Annotated in this window: 15 protein-coding genes; 10 read left to right on the top strand and 5 right to left on the bottom strand. The window is 68.1% G+C overall.

What is annotated here, in order from left to right; translation table 11 throughout:
• The first annotated feature begins 17 nt into the window (after positions 1–17).
• Positions 18–779: a class I SAM-dependent methyltransferase gene (locus ACNJ7E_RS10035; protein ID WP_418339741.1), complete on the top strand. Its 762-nt coding sequence runs from the start codon at positions 18–20 to the stop codon at positions 777–779.
• Position 780: 1 nt separating this feature from the next.
• On the opposite strand, the gene ACNJ7E_RS10030 is transcribed toward ACNJ7E_RS10035, so the two are convergent.
• Positions 781–1,320 carry a DinB family protein gene (locus ACNJ7E_RS10030; RefSeq protein WP_418339740.1) on the bottom strand — a complete coding sequence of 180 codons (540 nt, stop codon included), beginning with the start codon at positions 1,318–1,320 and terminating at the stop codon, positions 781–783.
• A 41-nt stretch (positions 1,321–1,361) separates the two neighbouring features.
• The gene (locus tag ACNJ7E_RS10025; RefSeq protein WP_418339739.1) at positions 1,362–2,381 is read right to left on the bottom strand and encodes an Lrp/AsnC family transcriptional regulator; all 1,020 of its coding nucleotides are present in this window, start codon (positions 2,379–2,381) and stop codon (positions 1,362–1,364) included.
• A 128-nt stretch (positions 2,382–2,509) separates the two neighbouring features.
• On the opposite strand from ACNJ7E_RS10025, the gene ACNJ7E_RS10020 reads away from it, so the two are divergent.
• From ACNJ7E_RS10020 to ACNJ7E_RS09995, 6 genes are all read left to right on the top strand, one after another.
• Complete coding sequence (locus ACNJ7E_RS10020; protein WP_418339738.1) at positions 2,510–3,754, top strand: M20 metallopeptidase family protein; 1,245 nt, start codon at positions 2,510–2,512, stop codon at positions 3,752–3,754.
• Positions 3,751–5,079 (top strand): MFS transporter, encoded by a 1,329-nt coding sequence (locus tag ACNJ7E_RS10015; RefSeq protein WP_418339737.1) that lies wholly within the window; start codon positions 3,751–3,753, stop codon positions 5,077–5,079. Before ACNJ7E_RS10020 ends, ACNJ7E_RS10015 begins: the two co-directional genes overlap by 4 nt.
• 93 nt (positions 5,080–5,172) lie before the next feature.
• Positions 5,173–6,318, top strand: coding sequence for a lipase family protein (locus ACNJ7E_RS10010; RefSeq protein WP_418339762.1), 1,146 nt, complete (start codon positions 5,173–5,175; stop codon positions 6,316–6,318).
• Positions 6,319–6,411: 93 nt separating this feature from the next.
• On the top strand, positions 6,412–8,127 hold the full coding sequence (locus tag ACNJ7E_RS10005; RefSeq protein WP_489686825.1) for a sigma-54-dependent Fis family transcriptional regulator: 1,716 nt from the start codon (positions 6,412–6,414) through the stop codon (positions 8,125–8,127).
• 116 nt (positions 8,128–8,243) lie between these two features.
• Complete coding sequence (locus ACNJ7E_RS10000; RefSeq protein ID WP_280780556.1) at positions 8,244–9,752, top strand: aldehyde dehydrogenase family protein; 1,509 nt, start codon at positions 8,244–8,246, stop codon at positions 9,750–9,752.
• Positions 9,753–9,775: 23 nt separating this feature from the next.
• Positions 9,776–10,888: an NDMA-dependent alcohol dehydrogenase gene (locus ACNJ7E_RS09995; RefSeq protein ID WP_061041241.1), complete on the top strand. Its 1,113-nt coding sequence runs from the start codon at positions 9,776–9,778 to the stop codon at positions 10,886–10,888.
• 34 nt (positions 10,889–10,922) lie between these two features.
• On the opposite strand, the gene ACNJ7E_RS09990 is transcribed toward ACNJ7E_RS09995, so the two are convergent.
• Both ACNJ7E_RS09990 and ACNJ7E_RS09985 read right to left on the bottom strand, forming a co-directional pair.
• Complete coding sequence (locus tag ACNJ7E_RS09990) at positions 10,923–11,927, bottom strand: LLM class flavin-dependent oxidoreductase (RefSeq protein WP_283333736.1); 1,005 nt, start codon at positions 11,925–11,927, stop codon at positions 10,923–10,925.
• Between the two features lie 109 nt (positions 11,928–12,036).
• Positions 12,037–13,020, bottom strand: coding sequence for an LLM class F420-dependent oxidoreductase (locus tag ACNJ7E_RS09985; protein WP_280780554.1), 984 nt, complete (start codon positions 13,018–13,020; stop codon positions 12,037–12,039).
• A 200-nt stretch (positions 13,021–13,220) separates the two neighbouring features.
• On the opposite strand from ACNJ7E_RS09985, the gene ACNJ7E_RS09980 reads away from it, so the two are divergent.
• From ACNJ7E_RS09980 to ACNJ7E_RS09970, 3 genes are all read left to right on the top strand, one after another.
• Positions 13,221–17,750: an amino acid adenylation domain-containing protein gene (locus ACNJ7E_RS09980; protein ID WP_418339735.1), complete on the top strand. Its 4,530-nt coding sequence runs from the start codon at positions 13,221–13,223 to the stop codon at positions 17,748–17,750.
• Between the two features lie 31 nt (positions 17,751–17,781).
• Entirely contained in the window at positions 17,782–18,558 is a 777-nt protein-coding gene (locus tag ACNJ7E_RS09975) for an RsiV family protein (protein WP_280780552.1), read from the top strand.
• 155 nt (positions 18,559–18,713) lie between these two features.
• Positions 18,714–20,336, top strand: coding sequence for a flavin-containing monooxygenase (locus ACNJ7E_RS09970; RefSeq protein ID WP_280780619.1), 1,623 nt, complete (start codon positions 18,714–18,716; stop codon positions 20,334–20,336).
• A 74-nt stretch (positions 20,337–20,410) separates the two neighbouring features.
• Here ACNJ7E_RS09970 and ACNJ7E_RS09965 read toward each other — a convergent pair whose 3' ends face one another.
• Positions 20,411–20,917 (bottom strand): hypothetical protein, encoded by a 507-nt coding sequence (locus ACNJ7E_RS09965; protein ID WP_418339734.1) that lies wholly within the window; start codon positions 20,915–20,917, stop codon positions 20,411–20,413.
• Between the last annotated feature and the right edge of the window lie 215 nt (positions 20,918–21,132).

Genomic DNA, 21,132 nt, shown 5'->3' with positions numbered 1-21,132 from the left:
CTGTCAGGCTTCCCGGCATGGCACGCACATTCGAGGAGTTGGTGGCCGAGGCGGAATCCGTGTCGGTGGACGGCTGGGATTTCTCCTGGCTGGACGGCCGGGCCACCGAACAGCGGCCGTCGTGGGGGTATCAGCGCCTGATGGGTGAACGCCTCGCGCGTGCGGACGCCGCTCTGGACATCCAGACCGGGGGAGGGGAGGTCCTCGCCGGTACAACGACGATGCCTCCCGTGATGGTGGCGACGGAATCGTGGCCGCCGAACGTCGCGAAGGCGACGGCGCTGCTGCATCCGCTCGGCGCGGTCGTGGTGGCCGACGCGGACGAACCGCCGCTGCCCTTCGCCGACGGCGCCTTCGACCTGGTGACGAGCAGGCACCCCGCGACGGTGTGGTGGGACGAAATCGCCCGCGTCCTGCGACCCGGAGGCACGTACTTCTCGCAGCACGTCGGGGCTGCGAGTGTCTTCGAACTCGTCGAGTACTTCCTGGGGCCGCAACCGGAGAAGGTGCGGCGTGGCCGCCACTACGAGGACGAGAGTGCGGACGCGCAGGCCGCCGGTCTCGACGTCGTCGATCTCCGCTTCGAATCTCTGCGGATCGAGTTCTTCGACATCGGCGCCGTCATCTACTTCCTGCGCAAAGTGATCTGGATGGTGCCCGGCTTCACCGTCGCGGAGTACCGCGAACGTCTGCGGGAACTGCACGACCTGATCGAGGCGGAGGGGCCGTTCGTGGCCCACTCGACCCGCTTCCTCATCGAGGCCCGCAAACGCGGCTGACTCAGCCCATCGACTTCGACCCGTCGAGAGCCTCCCTGATGATGTCGGCGTGCCCGGCGTGCTGGGCGGTCTCCCCGATGATGTGGAGCAGGACCCGGCGCGCGGACCAGCGTGATCCCGGTTCGAACCACGGCGCCTTCGGCAGCGGATGCGAGATGTCGAGGTCGGGCAGCGAGGCCACGATCTCGTCGGTCCGGTGCGCCACCTTCGCGTAGCGGTCGAGGACGTCGGCCAGCGTCTCGTCGTCGCGGAGGGTGAACTCCTTCTCGCGATTGTCGGCGCCGGTGCCGTCCGCGGGACCGCCACGCACAGCGTCGGTGCCGCGCACGATGAAGTCGGCCCACACCCATTCGACGTCCGACACGTGTTTGACGAGTCCGCCCAGGCACAGTTCGCTCGCCGTCGTGCGCTGGGCCGCCTGTTCGTCGGTGAGGTCCCGGACGGTGTAGCGGAGGAAGTAGCGGTGTTTCGCCAGCGACTCCAGCAAGTCGGCGCGCTCGCCGGTAGTCGACGATTTCGCGGTAGAGGTCACGGTGATCACCTGCTCCAGCCGGTCCGATGATGCGCATTCGACCGTAGCGGTCAGTTGCCGTGCACGGTGACATAACCGGTCGCGCGGCCGTGGGTGTCGAGTTCCCACCCCATCCGCTTCCGGGACCGGAGCGTCACCGACGAGTCGATGATCTCGAGGCTGGGGGCCCGGCTCTCCAGCCACTCCTGCACCCGCAACAGGTCGGGCAGCGAAGGCACCCACATGCTGACGAGGAAGTTCGCGGGCCCGGTGAGCGACATGCACAACCTCAGTTCGGGCCGGGCGTTGACGATCTCGACGACTTCCCGGTGTGCACGCACAGGCAGGCGGCACCACCACGTGACAGTGATGGGCCACCGCGTCGCGTCCTGGGCCACGTCGCAGCGCAGCACCACGGCCCGGGAGCGCAGCAACCCCGCGAGCTGCCTGCGAACCGACGACGCGGGCCGGTCGATGACCGAGGCGATCTCGCGCGCGGATGCCCGGCCGTTCCGGGTGAGTTCGCGGACGAGCGCGCGGGCGACCTCGTCGGTCAGGCTTTCCGGCCGAGCCGATCCGGACTGCGGAGGGGTGTTCTCCAGTGCGGCGATCGCGGCGGACTGTGCCGTGTCCAGGGAATCGAGGCGCCAGCGGCTGCCCTCCGCGTGGAGTGCGGTGCACGTGTGGGTCCGGGTCGAATTGACGCTCGGGTGGCGGGGCAATTCCTCGAGCACCAGGTCCGACAATTCGTGCAGGGATCCCGTCTGCACCGTCAGGATGAGGTCCCGCCCGCGCGCCGCATGTTCGATCGACGCCACCCGCGGGTCCCGGGTGAGCGCCTCGACCAGTGCCTTCGTGCCGCTGAGATCGCACGTCACCTCGATCATGGCGGTGAACGCACCGGCACCCGTCATCGGCGCGGGGTACGCGGTGATCCAGGCCAGTCCGCGTTCGGTGATCGACTCCCACCGCCTCGCCAGCGTCGCGGACGTCGTCCGCAGGATCGGGGCGAGCTCGGACCACGTCGCGCGCGGACGAATCTGCAGTGCATGAATGAGCGAAAGCTCGGATTCTGTCAGCGTTTCGCTCATAAAACCTTCCCTCAATCGGCACAGATGATCGTTTTCGACGATCTCGGCGGTCCGTCGCTGCGCGGATCACAGCATATGACCACCGACGCATTCGGTCGAGAAAGTGACCACCGACATAAGGGAGAGCAATGAATCTCGTGGACGACGCCCGCGCCCTCCAGGGCGACCTCGTGCAGTTGCGTCGCGTACTGCACCGCGAACCGGAGGTCGGACTGGACCTGCCGCGCACGCAGGAACGTGTCCTCGAGGCGTTGGCCGGCCTGCCGCTCGAGATCTCGACGGGAACGAACACGACGTCGGTGACCGCGGTGCTACGCGGCGGCAGGCGCTCGATCGACGCCGCGCAGACGGTGCTGCTGCGCGCCGACATGGACGGACTCCCGGTCACCGAACAGACCGGACTCGACTTCGCGGCACAGAACGGCGCCATGCACGGATGCGGGCACGACCTGCACACCGCCGCGCTGGTCGGCGCCGCCCAACTGCTCAGCCGTCATCGCGACCAGTTGGCGGGCGACGTCGTCCTGATGTTCCAGCCCGGCGAGGAGGGGTGGGACGGCGCCAAGGTGATGGTGGACGAGGGTGTCCTCGACGCCGCCGGCCGCCGCGCCGACACCGCCTACGGCATGCACGTCTTCTCCTGCCAGAAGCCGCAGGGGCGATTCTTCTCCAAGGCGGGCACCTTGCTCGCGGCGTCGTACAAACTGACCGTCACGGTGCGCGGGGCGGGTGGACACGGATCGTCCCCGTCGACCGCCCGGGATCCGATCACCGCGATGGCCGAAATGATCACGTCGCTGCAGACCATGATCACCCGGACGTTCGACGTGTTCGATCCCGTCGTCGTGACGGTCGCGAACGTGCAGGCTGGGTCGCGGCACAACATCATTCCCGACGATGCGCGGTTCGAGGCGACGGTCCGGTGCTACTCGCCCGCCACGTACGAGAAGGTGCCGGCGGCGCTGCGCCGGGTGCTCGAGGGGGTGGCGTCCGCTCAGCGGGTCGAGGTCGACGTCACCGTGGCCCCGGAGTTCCCGATGACGATCAACGACGTCGACGAGGTCGCGTTCGGTGCCGAAGTGGTCAGCGACCTCATGGGCGAAGACCGATACGAGACGGTCACGCATCCGATGGCCGGGTCCGAGGACTTCTCCTACGTCCTGCAGGAAGTGCCCGGCGCGTTCATCGGACTGGGCGCGTGCATGCCCGGCGCGGATCCCGCTGCCGCTCCCATGAACCATTCGCCCCGAGCGCAATTCGACGACGCGGTACTCGCCGACGCCGCCACCATCTACGCCGGACTGGCCGTTCGACGGCTGGACAAGGCGCGGTCCGACAATGCTGCTGTGGCGGCGGGGAGTGACGCACGATGACCGAGATCGCCACCGAGAGAGGGACCGTGAACGCCGGCCCGCACACCGGCCGGCAGAGGTCCGAGCGCTGGGAGAAGGCCCGCGCGATCGTCGGCGTGGGCACGGGCAACGGGATCGAGTACTTCGATTGGACCGTCTACGCGACGTTCGCCGCGTTCTTCGCCCCGCAGTTCTTCCACACCGGCTCCGCGGTCTCCGACCTGCTCGCGTCGTTCGGCGTCTTCGCCGTCGGATTCGTCGCCAGGCCGTTCGGCGGTCTGCTGTTCGGCTGGCTGTCGGATCGGCGGGGACGCAAGCTGTCGATGACGCTAGCCGTCGGACTGGCCGCGGTCGGCAGCCTGATCATCGGTCTGACCCCGACCCATCAGACGATCGGTGTCGCGGCGGCGGTGGTCCTCGTCGTGGCGCGCCTCGCGCAGGGCGTCGCGCATGGTGGTGAATTGCCCTCCGCGCAGACCTACATCGTCGAATTCGCGCCGACGGCCCGGCGTGGACTGTGGTCGAGTCTCATCTACATCTCCAACACCACCGGAGTCGTCGTCGGCACGCTTCTCGGCGCACTGCTCACGACGACGCTGAGTTCGGAGCAGATGGCCGACTGGGGGTGGCGGGTGCCGTTCCTGCTGGGCGGCGTGCTCGGGCTGTTCGTGCTGTGGATGCGGTCCCGGATGAAGGAAACCGAAGTCTACGAGGAGTCGGGTGACGAGACGGCGAAGCAGTCGATGTGGCAGCTGTTCCTGGCGCACCGGCGGCAGGTGTTCCAGATCCTGTTCTTCACGGTCGGCGGCACCGTCGTCTACTACGTGTGGGCCGTGTCGGCGCCGGCGTACGCGATCACCGTCCGGGGCATCGATCCGTCCGGCGCTTTGTGGGCGGGGGTCGGCGCGAACCTCGTACTGATTGCGTCGCTGCCGTTCTGGGGTGCGTTGTCGGATCGGATCGGACGCAAACCGGTACTGTACATCGGCAACGTCGGTATCGCTGTCCTGCTGTTCCCGCTCAACGCCATGATCGGGCACAGTGCGGTCACGCTGTTCGTCGCGATGGCGATCGCCCTGTTCGTGATGGGCGCGATCCTGTCCGTGATGCCCGCGATGATGGCCGAACTGTTCCCGACCGGATTACGTGCCGCCGGTGTCGGAGTGCCGTACTCGATCGGTGTGGCAGCGTTCGGCGGGACGGCCGCATACGTCCAGACGTTTTTCGCCGACCGCGGTACGCCGGAACTGTTCGAGTGGTACGCGCTCGCCCTGGTTGCGGTCTCGATCGCCGCACTGTTCACGATCCCGGAGACCCGGGGACGGGATCTCGCGTCCCAGACGTAGCGCACGTGAGTGGCAAAGTGTGCTCCCGCACACTGTGCCACTCACGTGCGGGTGACGCTCTATCTTGAAGCGGTGAAGACACACTCGGTAGGTATGGCGCGAGCCGCGGCAAGTGTCGCGATCGCATCCCTGACGGTGGGCGGCACCTGCCTCGCCTCCCCGGCCGCGTTCGCCGACGAGGCCGAACGCGCACCGGGGAGCGTCGTGGAGGTCGAGCCGCTACCGGCCGACCTCTGGATCCCCGGCGCTGCCGACGCGCAGCGAATCACCTACTGGTCGATCGGGTCCGACGGGAGCCCCGCACTCAGCAGCGGCGCCGTGTACGTGCCACCGGGGGAGGCGCCCGACGGGGGATGGCCGGTGGTCGCGTGGGCGCACGGCACGTCCGGGCTCGCGGACGACTGTGCTCCCTCGCTCGTCGGGCCCGCGCTTCCCGAGCGTGACTACCCGTACCTCGGACGCTGGCTCGAGCAGGGATATGCCGTCGTCTCCACCGACTACGTCGGTCTCGGCACACCCGGTGTGATGCCGTACCTCGACGGAAAGGTCGAGGCGCACAGCGTCGTCGACTCGGTGAATGCCGCCCGCGCCGTCGACGAGTCCCTGTCGAACAAGTGGGTGGTGGTCGGCCAGTCGCAGGGTGGCGGTGCCGCGATCACCACCGCCCGCTACGCCACCGAGTACGGCGGCGAGACGCTCGACTACCGCGGGGCCGTGGGAACGGGTGTGCCCGCGAACATCGAGTTGACACTGCTGCCGCTGGGCCCGGGGGTGCCGCCCACGGCGATCCCCGCCGGCCTCACGTCGTACCTGTTCTACATCCTCGCGGGACTGCGGTCGGCGCACCCCGAGATCGACCTCGACTCGTATCTCACCCCGCTCGGCGCCCGGTACGTGGACGCCGCGGAGCAGCTGTGCGTCAACGACCTCCACGACGCCGCGGAGGGTGTGGTGGTCGGCGACCTGTTCAGCAAGCCGCTGAACCAGATCCCGAACTTCCATGGGCTGCTCGTGGACTACATGGGCGTCCCGACGAGTGGGTACGACCGTCCCCTGTTCATCGGGCAGGGGCTCACCGACATCGACGTGCCCGCGCCCTCGGCGTTCTCGCTGGTCGCGGCACTGACCGCCAACGGTGAGCCGGTCACGTTCAAGACGTATCCGACCGACCACAGCGGCACTCTCGTCGATTCGCAGGCCGACACCATCCCGTTCGTGCGGGGGCTGTTCGACGAGTGAACGCGGCACTGTCCAGATTCCGGACAGTTGCTCGCCGCGCCCACAGGCACTATGGCGTGGGTCACACTGGGTGGGTACGTTCGGGTGTGAGTCGTGCACCGGTGCACGACCCGACCCGCGCGCGGCAAGGAGTCGAGGTTGGAGTTTGGCGGCATGACCGGGCACGCGGCGATGCGGCCGGAGATCGCGTTGTCCTGGAAGCGTTCGGCGCTCAGCGGCCTGGAACCGAGTTCGACGCCGACCGGTGACCCCTGCTCCGACCTGGACAAGTCCAGCCGGCTGCTGCAGGCGGCCCGGCCCGTCCTCGACGAGATGGAACAGCAGATCCAGGGCACCGGATTCTGTGTCCTGCTCGCCGACCGCGACTGCCGAATCGTCGCCCGGCTCTTCGACGGCCCCCGACTCGAGCGCCTGATCGACGGTGCCGGGGCGGTGCTGGGTTCGCGGTTCGGCGAGGACTGCGTCGGGACCACCGCGCTGGGGACGCCGATGGAGGTCCGGCGTGGAGTCGTGATCCACGGCGAGGAGCACTACCTCGAGCGGTTCAAGGACCTCAGCTGTTACGGACACCCGATCGTCCATCCGGTGACGCGCCGCGTCGAGGGCATCCTCGACATGACGGGCGTCGCGTCGCGCGCCAACCCGCTGTTCGCCCCGTTCCTGGCCCGCGCGGCCGGGGACATCGAACGACGGCTGCTCGAAGGGTCCCGGGTGTCTCAGCAGCGGCTCGTGGACGCGTTCCAGCGGGTGTCGCCGCAGAATCAGATGGCGGTCACCGCGATCGGCGAGGACATCCTGCTCAGCAATCGGGTGGCGCTCGACCTGCTCCAGGTGTCCGATCACGCGACGCTGCGAGGACTTGCCGCGGACCTGCGTCCGGAGCAGTCGAAGACGGTGCGCATCCAACTGTCCTCGGGCGAACCGGCGTTGGTCCGCGCCGACCGCGTGGCGGGCACGGACGGCGGGGCCGTGTTCGTCGTCCGACCGGACCGCCGGACCAGCACCCCCATCCGACGCGGCAAGTCCCCGTCGAGTTCCGTCGTCCAACGCAGCAGGTCGGAGTTGTCGCGGCTGCGGGAGACCCGGGATCCGGTGGTGATCAGCGGAGAACCGGGAACCGGCAGGACGACGGCGGTTCGTGATCTGGCCGGCGACCGGTCGCTCGTATGTATGGACGCCGCCGCCATCGCCCTCGACGGCGCCGACGCGTGGATCGACCGACTTCTCACGCTGGCGGCCGGACCCTCCGCGGTCCTGGTGATCGAGGAAGTGCAACTGCTGCCCGAGTCGATGCTGCCGCTGGTCGTGAAGATGCTGGCGGCCGACGCGGGGCCACGCATCGTGATGACGAGTTCCCCTCTGGGTGACCTGCCGCCGGGCGTGGCGGGTCTCGTCGGCCGCTGCCCCGGACAAGTGGTGCTTCCGCCGTTGCGACAACGCAGCCGCGAATTCGCCGACATCGCGCAGGGGATCCTCGATTCCGTCGATCCCGGTCTCCGGCTCACCGCGAGCGCGCTCGACGCTCTGATCGCCCGCGACTGGCCGGGCAACATCGCGGAACTGTCCGTCGTGCTGCAGGCCGCCGCGGGCAGACGCAGCAGCGCGAACATCGCCGTCGCGGATCTGCCTGACCAGTATCGGACGCCGACGCGGGTGTCCCGGCTGGCCGGCCGCGAGCGCGCCGAACGGCAGGCCATTGTCGACGCACTGCAGGAATGCGGCGGCAACAAGGTGCATGCCGCGGCCGCGCTGGGCATCAGCCGCAGCACGCTCTACGTCCGGATCCGAGCCCTCGATATCACCGTCTAGCTGCAGTTTCATCCACCGATCCGCGACCGTCCGGAGGTGTCCGAAGTCAGGACAGTTAGTGATATGGCAACCAGTGCACTATGAGCCACGTCACATTCACAACTTCGGAGGTTTTGATGACAGCGACGATCGAACCCAGCCAAGCGGAACTCTTGCCGTCGGTACGGAACTTTCTGTCCGGCACCAAGCGATTCCTCGTCGGAGGGCAGTGGGTGGAATCGGCGAGCGGTGAGACGTTCGAGACGATCGACCCGGCCACCGGGCAGGTGCTGACCACCGTCGCGCGCGGCGGCGCCGAAGACGTAGACCGCGCGGTCCGGGCCGCTCGCACGGCGTTCGAGGAAGGCCCGTGGGCCACCATGAAGCCCAACGAGCGGGAACGGCTGATCTGGCGGGTCGGCGACATCCTCTCCGAGCGCGCCGAGGAATTCGGCCAGCTGGAGGCGCTGGACAACGGCAAGTCGGCGGGCATCGCCGCGGCAGTCGACGTCGCCTGGTCGGCCGACATCTTCCGCTACTTCGCGGGCTGGGCCACCAAGATCGAGGGCAGCACGGTCAACGTGAGCATGCCGTTCGTCCCCGGTGGCCAGTTCCATGCGTACACGCTGCGTGAACCCGTCGGCGTCTGCGGTCTGATCGTTCCCTGGAACTTCCCGTTGCTGATGGCCGCATTCAAGCTGGCCCCCGCGCTCGCCGCCGGCAACACGGTGATCCTCAAGCCCGCGGAGCAGACCCCGCTCACCGCGATCCTGCTCGGTGAGGTGTTCGAGGAGGCCGGCTTCCCGCCCGGCGTCGTCAACATCGTCACCGGCTACGGCGATGCCGGCGCGGCACTGTCGGCCCACGACGACGTCGACAAGATCGCGTTCACCGGCTCCACCGAGGTCGGGAAGAAGATCGTCGACGCCGCTAGGGGCAACCTCAAGAAGGTGTCGCTCGAACTCGGCGGCAAGAGCGCCAACGTCGTGTTCGCGGACGCCGACTTCGACGCCGCCGTCACCGGATCGCTCAACGCCTGGCTGTTCAACCACGGCCAGTGCTGCGTCGCAGGCACCCGGATGTTCGTCGAGGACAGCATCTTCGACGACTTCACCGCAGCGGTCGCCGAGGCCGCGAGCCAGGTCAAGATCGGCCCCGGACTCGACCCCACCACCCAGCTCGGACCGCTGGTGTCGCAGGAGCAGTTCGACAAGGTCACCGGCTACCTGGCCGCCGGACTCGCCGACGGCGCCCGCGCCCTCACCGGCGGAAAGCGCTGGGGCGACACCGGCTTCTACGTCGAGCCGACGGTGTTCGTGGACGTGAAACCCGAGTTCAGCATCGTGGAGGAGGAGATCTTCGGCCCCGTCGTCGCAGCGCTCCCGTTCAACGCAGAGGAGGGAGTCGCGAAGGCGGCGAACAGCAGCATCTACGGCCTCGCCGCCGGAATCTGGACCAAGGACCTGTCCAAGGCGCACCTCACGGCCCGTCAGCTCAAGGCCGGTTCGGTGTGGATCAACCAGTACAACGGGTTCGACACCGCCATGCCGTTCGGCGGATACAAGCAGTCCGGTTGGGGACGTGAGCTCGGGGCGACCGCCATCGATCTCTACACCCAGACCAAAGCCGTCAACATCGCACTCTGACCGTCACTCAACGAGGAGAAGACATGAAGACCAAAGCAGCGGTTCTGTTCGAAACGCACAAGCCGTTCGAAATCGTGGAACTCGAGCTCGACGGTCCGGGCCCCGGCGAAGTGCTCATCAAGTATGTGGCGGCAGGCCTGTGCCACTCGGACCTGCACCTCACCGACGGCGATCTGCCACCGCGTTTCCCCATCGTCGGCGGGCACGAGGGTTCCGGCATCATCGAGGAAGTCGGCCCCGGCGTCACCAAGGTGAAGCCCGGCGACCACGTGGTCTGCAGCTTCATCCCGAACTGCGGCACGTGTCGGTACTGTGCCACCGGCCGCCAGAACCTGTGTGACATGGGCGCCACCATCCTCGAGGGTTCGATGCCCGACGGCTCGTTCCGGTTCCACTCGGGCAAGCAGGATTTCGGTGCCATGTGCATGCTCGGCACGTTCGCGGAGCGCGCCACCATCTCGCAGCACTCGGTGGTGAAGGTGGACGACTGGCTTCCGCTGGAGACCGCCGTCCTCGTCGGCTGCGGTGTGCCGTCCGGTTGGGGCACCGCGGTGTACGCCGGCGGAGTTCGCGCCGGTGACACCGTCGTCATCTACGGCATCGGCGGTCTCGGCATCAACGCCGTGCAGGGCGCGGTCAGCGCCGGCGCCAAGTACGTCGTGGTGGTGGATCCGGTGGCCATGAAGCGGGAGGCCGCGCTGAAGTTCGGTGCCACCCACGCGTTCGCGGACGCCGCGACCGCGGCGGAGAAGGTCAACGAACTGACCTGGGGACAGGGCGCCGATCAGGCCCTCATCCTGGTGGGCACCGTCGACGAAGAGGTGGTGCAGAACGCGACCGCCGTCATCGGCAAGGGCGGCACCGTCGTCATCACCGGCCTCGCCGACCCCGCGAAGCTCACGGTGCACATCTCGGGAACCGACCTGACCCTGAACCAGAAGACGATCAAGGGTTCGCTGTTCGGCTCGGCCAACCCGCAGTACGACATCGTCCGCCTGCTGCGCCTGTACGACGCGGGTCAGCTCAAGCTCGACGAGCTGATCACCACCAAGTACACGCTCGAGCAGGTGAACGAGGGCTACCAGGATCTGCGGGACGGAAAGAACCTGCGTGGCGTGATCGTCCACGAGCAGTAGGCGGCTTCGCCGCCCGTGCGCCTTTCTGGTTGTGCTAGCTACCAGAAAGGCGCACGGGCGCGGAGCGCCACACGTCGGCGAGCAGGTCGTACGTCTTCAGCCAGGACTCGGTGTTCTCGGCATGGGAGGCGACGATCAGCTCGTCGGCCTGCGCGTGCTCGGCGAACTCGTCGAGGTACGTCTTGACCTCGGTCGGCGTTCCGACGGCGGAGTAGCGCACCATCTGCGCGACCTGCTGACCCGCCGGGGACGTCATGATGAGGTCGACCTCCTCGGGGGTGAATTTCTGCCCCCGACCGACCATCTGCACCACCCGCCGCCGCAGGGACGCTTCGAACTGCCGGTGCGCGTCCTCGGTGGTGTCCGCGGCGATGGCGTTGACGCCGGCGATCACGTACGGCTCGGACAGATCCTCGGACGGCTCGAACCGCTCCCGGTACAGCGTGACGGCATCGACGAGCGAGTCGGGGGAGAAGTGCGACGCGTTGGCGTAGGGGAGTCCGAGCTTCGCGGCGAGCTGTGCGCCGAACGTCGAGGACCCGAGAATGTAGAGGGGAACGTTGGTGCCCTTGCCGGGGATCGCGTCGACGCCGGGAACCCGTGACACACCGCGGAGGTATGCCTGGAGTTCCAGCACGTCCTGCGGGAAGCGGTCCGCGGACGCCGGGTCGCGGCGCAGCGCATACATCGTCTTCTGATCACTGCCCGGGGCGCGTCCGAGTCCGAGGTCGATGCGACCGGGGTGCAGTGTCTCGAGGGTGCCGAACTGCTCCGCAATCGTCAGCGGCGCGTGGTTCGGCAGCATGATGCCGCCGGCGCCGAGCCGGATGCTCTCGGTGTGCGCGGCGACGTGCGCGATGAGGACGCTCGTCGCGGATGAGCCGATCGACGGCATGTTGTGGTGCTCCGCGTACCAGATGCGGCGGTACCCGCGGGTCTCCGCGAGTTGTGCGAGCTTCACGCTCGCATCGAAACTGTCCCGCGCCGTGTCGCCCTCGCGGATGTAGGCCAGATCGAGAATCGACAGAACAGCGCTCACGGGATTCGTCACCTTTCGTCACCAAGAACAGGCGCGAGAGGCTAGCCTCGCGCACTACCTCTGGGTCCAACCGCAGAGGTAGTGCGCGTATTCCTGGCTGCCGGAACGGTCAGGCGTCGACCAGGGGGCGCAACGTGCGCCCGGTGAGTTCGACGATGCCGGGTTCGTGCCCGTTGGCGACGAGGTTGAGGACGATGCCGTCGATTCCCGCGTCGAGGACACGGGTCTTCAGCTGTTCGGCCACCTCGTCGGGGGCGCCGCAGAACTGCCGGTCGGTGGCGGCGGCGCGTTCCTCGTCCGACGCCGTCGACAGGTCGACGCCCTGCGTGAGCAGGAAGTCGTGCTGAAGCTGCCGGGCGCGGTCGCCGTCCTCGTCGATGATGACGAAGGCCAGGTAGCTGGTCTCCAGCGTGGACCGGTCGCGACCGATCTCCGAGCACCGGGTATCGAGAGCCTCGAGCTTGCGCGGCAGTTCGCGGGCGTTGCAGATGATGTTCAGGTGGTCCGCGAACCGTGCGGCGAGACCGAACGTCTTCTTCTCTCCGCCACCTCCCAGCATGATCGGCAGGTCGTCGCGGATCCGCGGCTCGTTGATCGCGTTCTCGACGTGATACCACTTGCCGTCGAACGTCGGACGTTCGCCGTGCAGCATCGGCGCGATGATCTGCAGTGCCTCGTCGAGCCGTTCGAATCGGTCGGTGAACGTGCCGAACTCGTAGCCGTACTGCGTGTGCTCGAGTTCGAACCAGCCGGCGCCGATTCCGAGGACGGCCCGACCGCCGCTGGCGACGTCCAGGGTGGTCACCGCCTTGGCAAGCATGGGCGGGTTGCGGTAGGTGTTGCCGGTGACCAGCGCGGACAGCTGGATGTTGTCGGTGGCCGTGGCGAGGGCGCCGAGGGCGGTGTACGCCTCGAGCATCGGTTCGTCGGGCGCACCGATGCCCGGCAGCTGATAGAAGTGGTCCATCACGAATGCGGTGTCGAAGCCCGCGGATTCGGCCTCGCGGGCCTGCGCGATGACGGTCGGGAACAGGTCCGCGACGGGAGTGGAGTAACTGAAATTCGGCATCTGGTATCCAAGGCGAATAGTCACCCGTTCGACGCTACTCGGGTGGCGGCGCGGGCACCTCCCCGAATTCGGAGGGTAGGCGGGTACGCACCCTGGGGTGCCTGGTGAAGGCGGTGCGGGGCGAGGAGGCTGATGGTTGGTGCCATAGCAGTCGCCGATCCGACATCCGCGACGACTCTGCGCAGTGGGGTGATGGAGTGCAGAGCGCAGCCTGAGGGGGAAAGATGAATTTCGATTTCGATTCGCAGCAGCGATCCGGCGGCACGGCGTGCGCTTGCCCGGAAAGGCCCGCGCCCGTTCGGCCCGACGTCGCCATCGTGGAACGCCCGCTCGGGCGCCCGGCGCGAGCGGCAGTGGGCGCCTTCCCGCTGACCGCGGCGCAGCGATCCATCTGGTTCGCGCAACAGCTCACGCCGGAGATCCCGTACGTCATCGCCCACTATGTCGATCTGCGTGGTCCGGCCGACCTTGCCGTTCTGCGTGACGCCACCCGGCGCGCGAATCGCGAATTCGGCTGGGGGTCGGTGCGCCTGGTGGACATCGACGGGCAGCCGCATCAGGTCGTGGACCCGACCGTCGACGACCGGGTGCCCACCGCCGACCTTCGCGGCGAGGACGATCCCGTGGACGCTGCCCACCGCTGGATGCGGAACGACCGGAGCGCTCGCACCGGCATGTACGACGGACCGCTCCTCGTCTCGCACATTCTGCAGCTGGGCGACGATTACTACTACTGGTACTCCCGCGCTCACCACATCGTGTCGGACGGGTACGCCGCGATGATGCTGATGAGCCGCACGGCCGAACTGTATGTCGCCGCCATCGAGGGCAGGGAGCCGCCGGACAGCCGGATCGTGGGGCCCGAACGTCTCGTGCGGGAGGACGCGACCTACCGTGCCTCGACCCGGTTCGCCCGGGACCGCGACTACTGGCGCGACTCCGGCGGCGACCTGACTTCGGTCCTCAGCCTCAGCGGTCGCACGGCGCGACCGGACATCGACGCCCGGACGGCGACCGGACACCCGAGCCCGAGCGGGACCTCACGGAATTCGACGGCGGTGACGGTCGCCGCCTTCGCCTCCTACCTCGCCAGGATGACCGGCGTCGACGACGTGGTCCTGTCGCTTCCGGTGTCGGCGAGAACGACGGCCCGCCTCAGGTATTCGGGCGGTTCGGTGTCCAATGTGATTCCGCTGCGGCTGAAGGGAATCGGCTCTGCCACCGTCCGTCAGGCGGTCGGAACCGCCGAGACGGCGTTGACAGCGGCACTGCGGCATCAACGCTACCGCCGCGAGGACATCGGCCGGGACCTCGCCACGGGCGGTGTCGAACTGCTGCATTTCGGTCCGGTGGTCAACGTCATGATGTTCACGAAGGAGATCACGCTCGGCGCCGTGAACGGGACGGTCCGGGTACTCACCACCGGTCCCGTCGCGGACCTCGCCGTCAACATCTATCCGGGGGCCGAGGGCAGTGCCGCCCGGATCGACTTCGAGGGAAATCCGGCACTGTACGACCACGCCGAACTGACCGGACATCACGCGCGTTTCCTCGCCTACCTCGACAGGTTCACCGCGTCGATCGAGTCGGAACGACCGGTCGCCGACCTCGACGTCTTCCTCGCCGGCGAGCGCGGAGAATTCGCTCCCGCGCAGGGACTTCCGGATGCCGACCCGATCACACTCGACTGCCTCCTCGCGGGGACCGTCGCCGACCACCCGGAGGCGATCGCGATCCGCGACCGCGGACGCGAACTGTCCTACGGTGACCTGGACCGGCTCGCCGGCCGGCTCGCCCGGCTCCTGACCGGCCGGGGCATCGGACCAGAGAGCATCGTCGCGGTCTCCATCCCGCGGTCGCTCGAGTCGGTGCTGGCGTTGTGGGCCGTCGCGAAGGCCGGCGCCGCATACGTTCCGATCGATCCCTCGCACCCGAGCGCTCGCATCGCGTACGCCCTGGACGACTGCGGTGCGACAGTCGGGCTGACCGTCCGCTCGGAGCGCACCCGACTGCCCGGCACCGTCGCATGGCTGACCACGGATATCGACGAACTCGAAAACCTCTGTGAGGAAACCCTCCCCGGTGCGGAACGGACCCGTCCGCTGCTCGTGGACCATCCCGCGTATCTGATCTACACGTCCGGGTCGACGGGAGCGCCGAAGGGCGTCGTCGTCACCCATCGCGGCCTGGCCAACCTCGCCCAGGAGATTCGGGACAAGTACGCGGTGACCGCGCGTTCTCGTGTCCTGCATTTCGCCTCGCCGAGCTTCGACACCGCGCTCGTCGAAGTGCTCGCAGCCTGTGTCGGCGGCGCGACGCTCGTCGTGACCCCGCCCGGGGTGTTCGGCGGTGAGGAACTGTCACGACTGTTGCGGGACGAACACGTCACCCACCTCCTGACGACGCCGTCCGCCCTGGCCGCCGTCGACTCCTGCGTCATGGACGAACTGGAGTTGGTGCTGGTCGGAGGGGAAGCGTGTCCGCAGGAGCTGGCGCGGCGGTGGGCCGGTGGCCGGACCATGCGGAACGCGTACGGTCCGACGGAGACGACGTGCAGCGTCACTCTCACGGATCCTCTGTCACCGGACGAGCGGATGACGATCGGCTCGCTCATGCGCGGCGTGGACGCGGTGGTTCTGGATCACCGTCTACGTCCGCTTCCGCCGGGCGCTGTCGGTGAGCTCTACCTCGCCACCCCGGCACTCGCCCGGGGTTACCATCGGCGCCCCGGGCTGACCGCGTCCCGGTTCGTCGCCGACCCGTTCGGTCGCAGCGGCTCCCGGATGTTCCGCACCGGCGACGTGGTGCGCTGGACGGCGGCAGGAACGCTCGAGTTCCTGGACAGGGCGGACGACCAGATCAAGATCCGAGGTTTCCGTGTCGAGCTGGGCGAGATCAATGCCGCGCTGAACACGCATCCGGGCGTCGCGTTCGCCGCGACGGTGGTGCAACGGAATTCGGCCGGAGATCCGACCCTGGTGTCCTACATCATGGCCGACGGGGACGCGTTCATCGATCGCGAGGCGTTGAAGGCGCACCTGGCACGATTCCTGCCCGACTACATGGTTCCGAAATCGATCATGCTCGTGAACTCGATCCCGTTGACGCCGACGGGGAAGCTCGACCGGGCGGCGCTCCCGCTGCCGGAGTTCGGCTCGGATTCGGTGCCTCATCGTGACCCCGAGACCCCGGCCGAGCGCCGCGTCGCACGGGTGTTCGCCGCGGTACTCGGCGTGGATTCGGTCGGCGCCGACGATTCCTTCTTCGATCTCAGCGGCGATTCGCTGTCGGCCATCCGGGTGGTCGCGACGATCAACGCCGAGCTGGGCACCACGCTGGGCGTGCGCGAACTCTTCGATGCACCGACGGTCGCGGCACTCGCACGGACGATCGCGGAGACCGGCGCACACCCGCAGAGCGCGGGGCGCCCCCACGGGCCGAAGCTGGGCGCCGCACCACTGCCGGACCGGGTGCCGCTGTCCCCGTCGCAGTGCTACATCGACCGCAGCAAAGGGGAACGCGCTCTCCACAACATCCCGTTCACGGTACGAGTACGCGGTGCATTCGACGTCGAGGTGCTGCGCTCGGCGATGGCGGATGTGCTGGGCCGACACCGCTCGCTGCGGACGGTGTTTCCCGACTCGCCGTCGGGGCCGTACCAGCGTGCGCTCGACGTGGCCGATGCGTTGCCCGACCTGACTCCGGTGGAGACCGGCGCCGCGGACGTGGAAGCGCAGACGTCGGAGCTGCTGTCCGCGGGCTTCGACGTGCGGCGCGAGCCTCCGCTGCGCGCCCGGTTGTTCCGGCTCGGCGACGGCGACCACCTTCTGGCCTGCGTCGTCCACCACATCGCCGCCGACGGCTGGTCGCTCGCGCCGTTGGCACGAGATCTCGCCGACTCCTACCGTGCCCGGGCGAACGGCAGTGAGCCCGTGTGGGAGTCGCCGACCGTGCACTACGCCGACTACACGGTGTGGCGCCGGGCCCTGCTCGGTGACGAGGCCGACCCGGACAGTGTCGCGTCCCGGCAGATCGCCCACTGGACGAAGGAGCTGTCGGGACTTCGGGGGGAGCTCGCGCTGCCCACCGATCGCCCCAGGCCGCGCCGGTGGACCTATCGAGCGGGGCGACTTCCGTTCTCCCTCGACGAGCATGCGCACCGAGGCCTGCTGGCCACCGCGCACGAGCACCACGCCAGCCTGTTCACGGCGCTCAGGTCGGCGGTGGCGGTCCTGCTCGCCCGCGTCAGCGGCGACCCCGACATCGCGATCGGAACTCCGATCGCGGGCCGGGGAGACCCGGCGCTCGACGACGTGGTGGGGATGTTCGTGAACACGCTGGTTCTGCGCACCCGGGTGGACCCGACAATGACGCTGTGCGACATCGTCGATCGGTCACGCGGCGTGGAGCTTCGGGCTCTGGCAAATGCCGACGTGCAGTTCGAGCGACTCGTCCAGGTGCTCGACCCGCCGAGGTCGCCGTCCCTGCACCCGCTGTTCCAGGTTGCGCTGTCGCTGAACAACTTCGCTCCCGCGGCCCTGAACGTGTCCGGGCTCGACTTCGAGGTCACACCCCGTCCGCTCGACATCGCCAAGTGCGATCTGCACTTCCACTTCACCGAACGTCACGACGTCGACGGGAGGCCCGCCGGAATCGATGCCGAACTGGTGTATTCCGCCGACCTCTACGACGCGTCCACCGCACAGGGTTTCGTCGACACGCTGCACACCATCGTCGACCCGATCGGTAGGTGACCCCGCGGAATCGACGTGGTAGAGATAGCTCATGAGCGGCATCCGGAGATCTGGTCGGGCAGCGGCGCTCGTTGCGGTCTTCCTCGCACTGGCCGCCTGCTCCGACCAAGCCGGCACCGCAGTGAGCGAGCCGTCGACAACGACGACCGTGTCCGCCGCGGACACGTCCAGTGCCGAGGCGACCACGCCCGCGAGCCTGCCGTACACGGAGACCGAGCTCCAGGTCACGGGTTCCACCGGCCGTGTCGGCTACGACGTCCTCATCCCACAGATCGAGGGTGGAAATCCGGCGGTCACCGCCGAGTTCAACGAATCGATGCGCGCCGCACTCCAGGACCAGATCGACGGCTCGGGCACCGACGCCTTCACGCTGAGCAGCCAGGAGCACAGCGTCGCGCACATCGGCGAGCACGTGATCAGCGGGCTGCTGGTGACGTCGTGGAACGCCGACCCACCCGGTGCGCATCCGACACCGATCGTCGCGACGGTGGTGGTGAATGCCGACACCGCCGCGCCGATCACGCTCGGTGATCTCTTCCCCGACCTGCCGGCGGGACTGCAGACGCTGTCGGACGAATCCGCGCGCCTGCTCCCCGAGACGGTCGCCGGAGCGGACTTCGAGCGCAGCGGCATAGAGCCGACCGAGGCGAACTTCGCGAATTGGCTGGCCACCCCGGCAGGCATGGAGATCCATTTCAACGACTACCAGGTGGGGCCGCACGCCATCGGACTCGTCACCGTCACCGTGCCGTGGGACGCGCTGGCCGACGTGATCGACCCCGCTCTCGCTCCCGTCGTGTCGAGTTAGGCGCTGCCCGACCGCTCACCGGGAACGAACCTGTGGCTTCCCCGGTGCCGCGACCTACCGTCCCAGACAGGCCTTTGCTGCCGAATGTGTCTGTCGAATGGGAGAGGAGCGCGCCCGTGAGTGCACGCACCGAAGTTGATGCTCGTGCGAATCGGATCGGCGACGTGGACGCGGTTGTCGTCGGCGCGGGATTCGCGGGACTGTACGCCGTCCACAAGCTGCGGAGCCTGGGGCTGACCGTCCAGGGCGTGGAGGCGGCGGGAGGCGTCGGCGGAACGTGGTTCTGGAACCGCTATCCCGGCGCCCGGTGCGACGTGGAAAGCGTCGACTACTCGTACTCGTTCTCGCGGGAACTCGAGCAGGAGTGGGACTGGAGCGAGAAGTACGCCACCCAGCCCGAGATCCTGGCGTACATCAATCACGTCGCGGACCGGTTCGACCTGCGCGACCGTTTCCTGTTCGGCACCCGGGTCACCTCCGCGGAACTGGACGAGGAGTCGCTCCGGTGGGAGGTGCGCACCGACCGCGGCGACGTGCTGTCCGCCCGGTACTGCATCTTCGCGACCGGCGCGCTGTCCACCGCGAACATGCCGAACATCGCCGGCCGTGAATCGTTCACCGGGGACACACATCACACCGGACAGTGGCCGCACGAGGGTGTCGACTTCACCGGAAGACGGGTCGGGATCATCGGCACCGGTTCCTCGGGAATTCAGTCGATTCCCCTCATCGCCGAGCAGGCCGAGCACCTGTACGTGTTCCAGCGCAGCGCCAACTACAGCGTCCCGGCGGGCAACCAGACGTGGGACGACGAGATGCGGCGCGCGATCAAGGCGGGATACGACGAGCGCCGACGGCTGTCCCGGGAAAGCGGTGGCGGCTCGCCGTACAACGCACATCCGAAGTCGGCGCTGGAGGTCTCCGACGAGGAACGTCGCGAGGCCTACGAGACGCGATGGAAGCTCGGCGGGGTGCTGTTCGCGAAAACCTTTCCGGACCAGACGAAGACCGAGGCCGCGAACGCGACGGCACGCCAGTTCGCCGAGGAGAAGATCCGCCTGCTCGTCGACGACCCCGCCGTCGCGGACAAGCTGATCCCGAACGATCACCCCATCGGGACCAAGCGGATCGTCACCGACACCCACTATTTCGAAACGTACAACCGGCCGAACGTCACCCTGGTGGATCTGAAGGCGGCGCCGATCGAAGCGATCACCCCGTCGGGGATCACCACCGCCGACGCCGACTACGCCCTCGACACGCTGGTGTTCGCCACCGGATTCGATGCCATGACCGGCGCCCTCGACCGCATGCGGATCGTCGGGCGCGACGGTGTGTCGCTGTCCGAGTACTGGAGTGAGGGGCCGAAAACCTATCTCGGTCTGGGTGTTCCGGGGTTCCCGAACCTGTTCGTCGTGACGGGGCCGGGAAGTCCGTCGGTGCTGGCGAACATGGTGCTCGGCGCCGAACAGCACGTCGACTGGATCGCGGACTGCATCGAGCACCTGTGGGAGAAGGACCACGACGCGATCGAGGCGTCCGTCCCCGCCACCGAGCAGTGGGTGGAGCACTGCCGTGAGCTCGCCGCGCAGACCCTGTTCCCGTTGGCGAACTCCTGGTACATGGGTGCCAACATTCCGGGCAAGCCCCGCGTGTTCATGCCGTACCTCGGGGGCTTCGGCGCGTACGGGCGGATCTGCGCGGACGTCGCGGAGGAGGGGTTCCGCGGTTTCGAGTTCAGCCGTTCCCGGACGAGGCTGGCCGACCCGGTGGGATAGTTTCCCAGACATTGGTCAGCCGCGCAGACAATTGCCTGCGCGGCTGACCAATTCGTGGGAGAACGAGGTCGAGATCAGTCGGGGAGTGCGTACGTGGCCCACGCCTGCGCGAGCACGTCACCACCCTGCGTGCACGTGACGGTGACGTCCACCATGCGTGTGCCGTCCTGGACGTACGTCTGCTGCAGCGACGCGGAGAAGTCCGCTGCGGACGGCACGGCCCGCCGGATGCGGGTGCGGAACCTGCGGAGGGTACCGGGGAACTGCTCGGCGCAGTAGCGCTCCAGCAGGTCCACCGACCGGTCGTCGGACGTCGGGGTTCCGGTGAAGCTGTTCGTCCAGAACTCGAAGACCAGCTGCTCGTCGCGGTTGCGGAAGCGGACGAGCAGGTCGTGGTCGCCCACCCTCCGGACCTGCGGGGACAGGGCGTCGTGCGAGGACCGGTGCGGTCGCAGCAGGAGGAAATCGTGCTCGACGGCCGACCCCGGCTCGGGTGCGACGACCACCCCGCTCGGGACGGCGTCGGCGCAGAGCCGGCGAACCTCCGCTGTGTACCGCTGCGAAGAGATGAGTGCGGCCATCGTTCCTCCCAATTTCCGGGTATGTGATCCGCACGGTAGTCGCCGCGGCCCGTAAACGGGGGGTGTGGTCCCTGTGATCGGGACGCCGAACTTCCGCTCTGGGCGTGGAGACGAAAGCCTCTCGCTGAGTGGGAGAGTCGGGTACCGCTGCGGACCCGTCGCGTCGACTATGAGCTACACCACACCCCGAGGGTGTTCTTGACGTACAGCGAGGC

Source organism: Rhodococcus mengyinensis, assembly GCF_048381435.1.
In the GTDB taxonomy this organism is placed as follows: Bacteria; Actinomycetota; Actinomycetes; order Mycobacteriales; family Mycobacteriaceae; genus Rhodococcus_F; species Rhodococcus_F opacus_D.
This window is presented reverse-complemented; position numbering and strand designations above follow the sequence as displayed.

Coding starts and splice junctions, on each gene's coding strand:
- ACNJ7E_RS09980 (WP_418339735.1), top strand. CDS start 13,221: ATGAATTTCGATTTCGATTCGCAGCAGCGATCCGGCGGCACGGCGTGC.
- ACNJ7E_RS10035 (WP_418339741.1), top strand. CDS start 18: ATGGCACGCACATTCGAGGAGTTGGTGGCCGAGGCGGAATCCGTGTCG.
- ACNJ7E_RS10000 (WP_280780556.1), top strand. CDS start 8,244: ATGACAGCGACGATCGAACCCAGCCAAGCGGAACTCTTGCCGTCGGTA.
- ACNJ7E_RS10020 (WP_418339738.1), top strand. CDS start 2,510: ATGAATCTCGTGGACGACGCCCGCGCCCTCCAGGGCGACCTCGTGCAG.
- ACNJ7E_RS09995 (WP_061041241.1), top strand. CDS start 9,776: ATGAAGACCAAAGCAGCGGTTCTGTTCGAAACGCACAAGCCGTTCGAA.
- ACNJ7E_RS09975 (WP_280780552.1), top strand. CDS start 17,782: ATGAGCGGCATCCGGAGATCTGGTCGGGCAGCGGCGCTCGTTGCGGTC.
- ACNJ7E_RS10025 (WP_418339739.1), bottom strand. CDS start 2,381: ATGAGCGAAACGCTGACAGAATCCGAGCTTTCGCTCATTCATGCACTG.
- ACNJ7E_RS10010 (WP_418339762.1), top strand. CDS start 5,173: ATGGCGCGAGCCGCGGCAAGTGTCGCGATCGCATCCCTGACGGTGGGC.
- ACNJ7E_RS10015 (WP_418339737.1), top strand. CDS start 3,751: ATGACCGAGATCGCCACCGAGAGAGGGACCGTGAACGCCGGCCCGCAC.
- ACNJ7E_RS09965 (WP_418339734.1), bottom strand. CDS start 20,917: ATGGCCGCACTCATCTCTTCGCAGCGGTACACAGCGGAGGTTCGCCGG.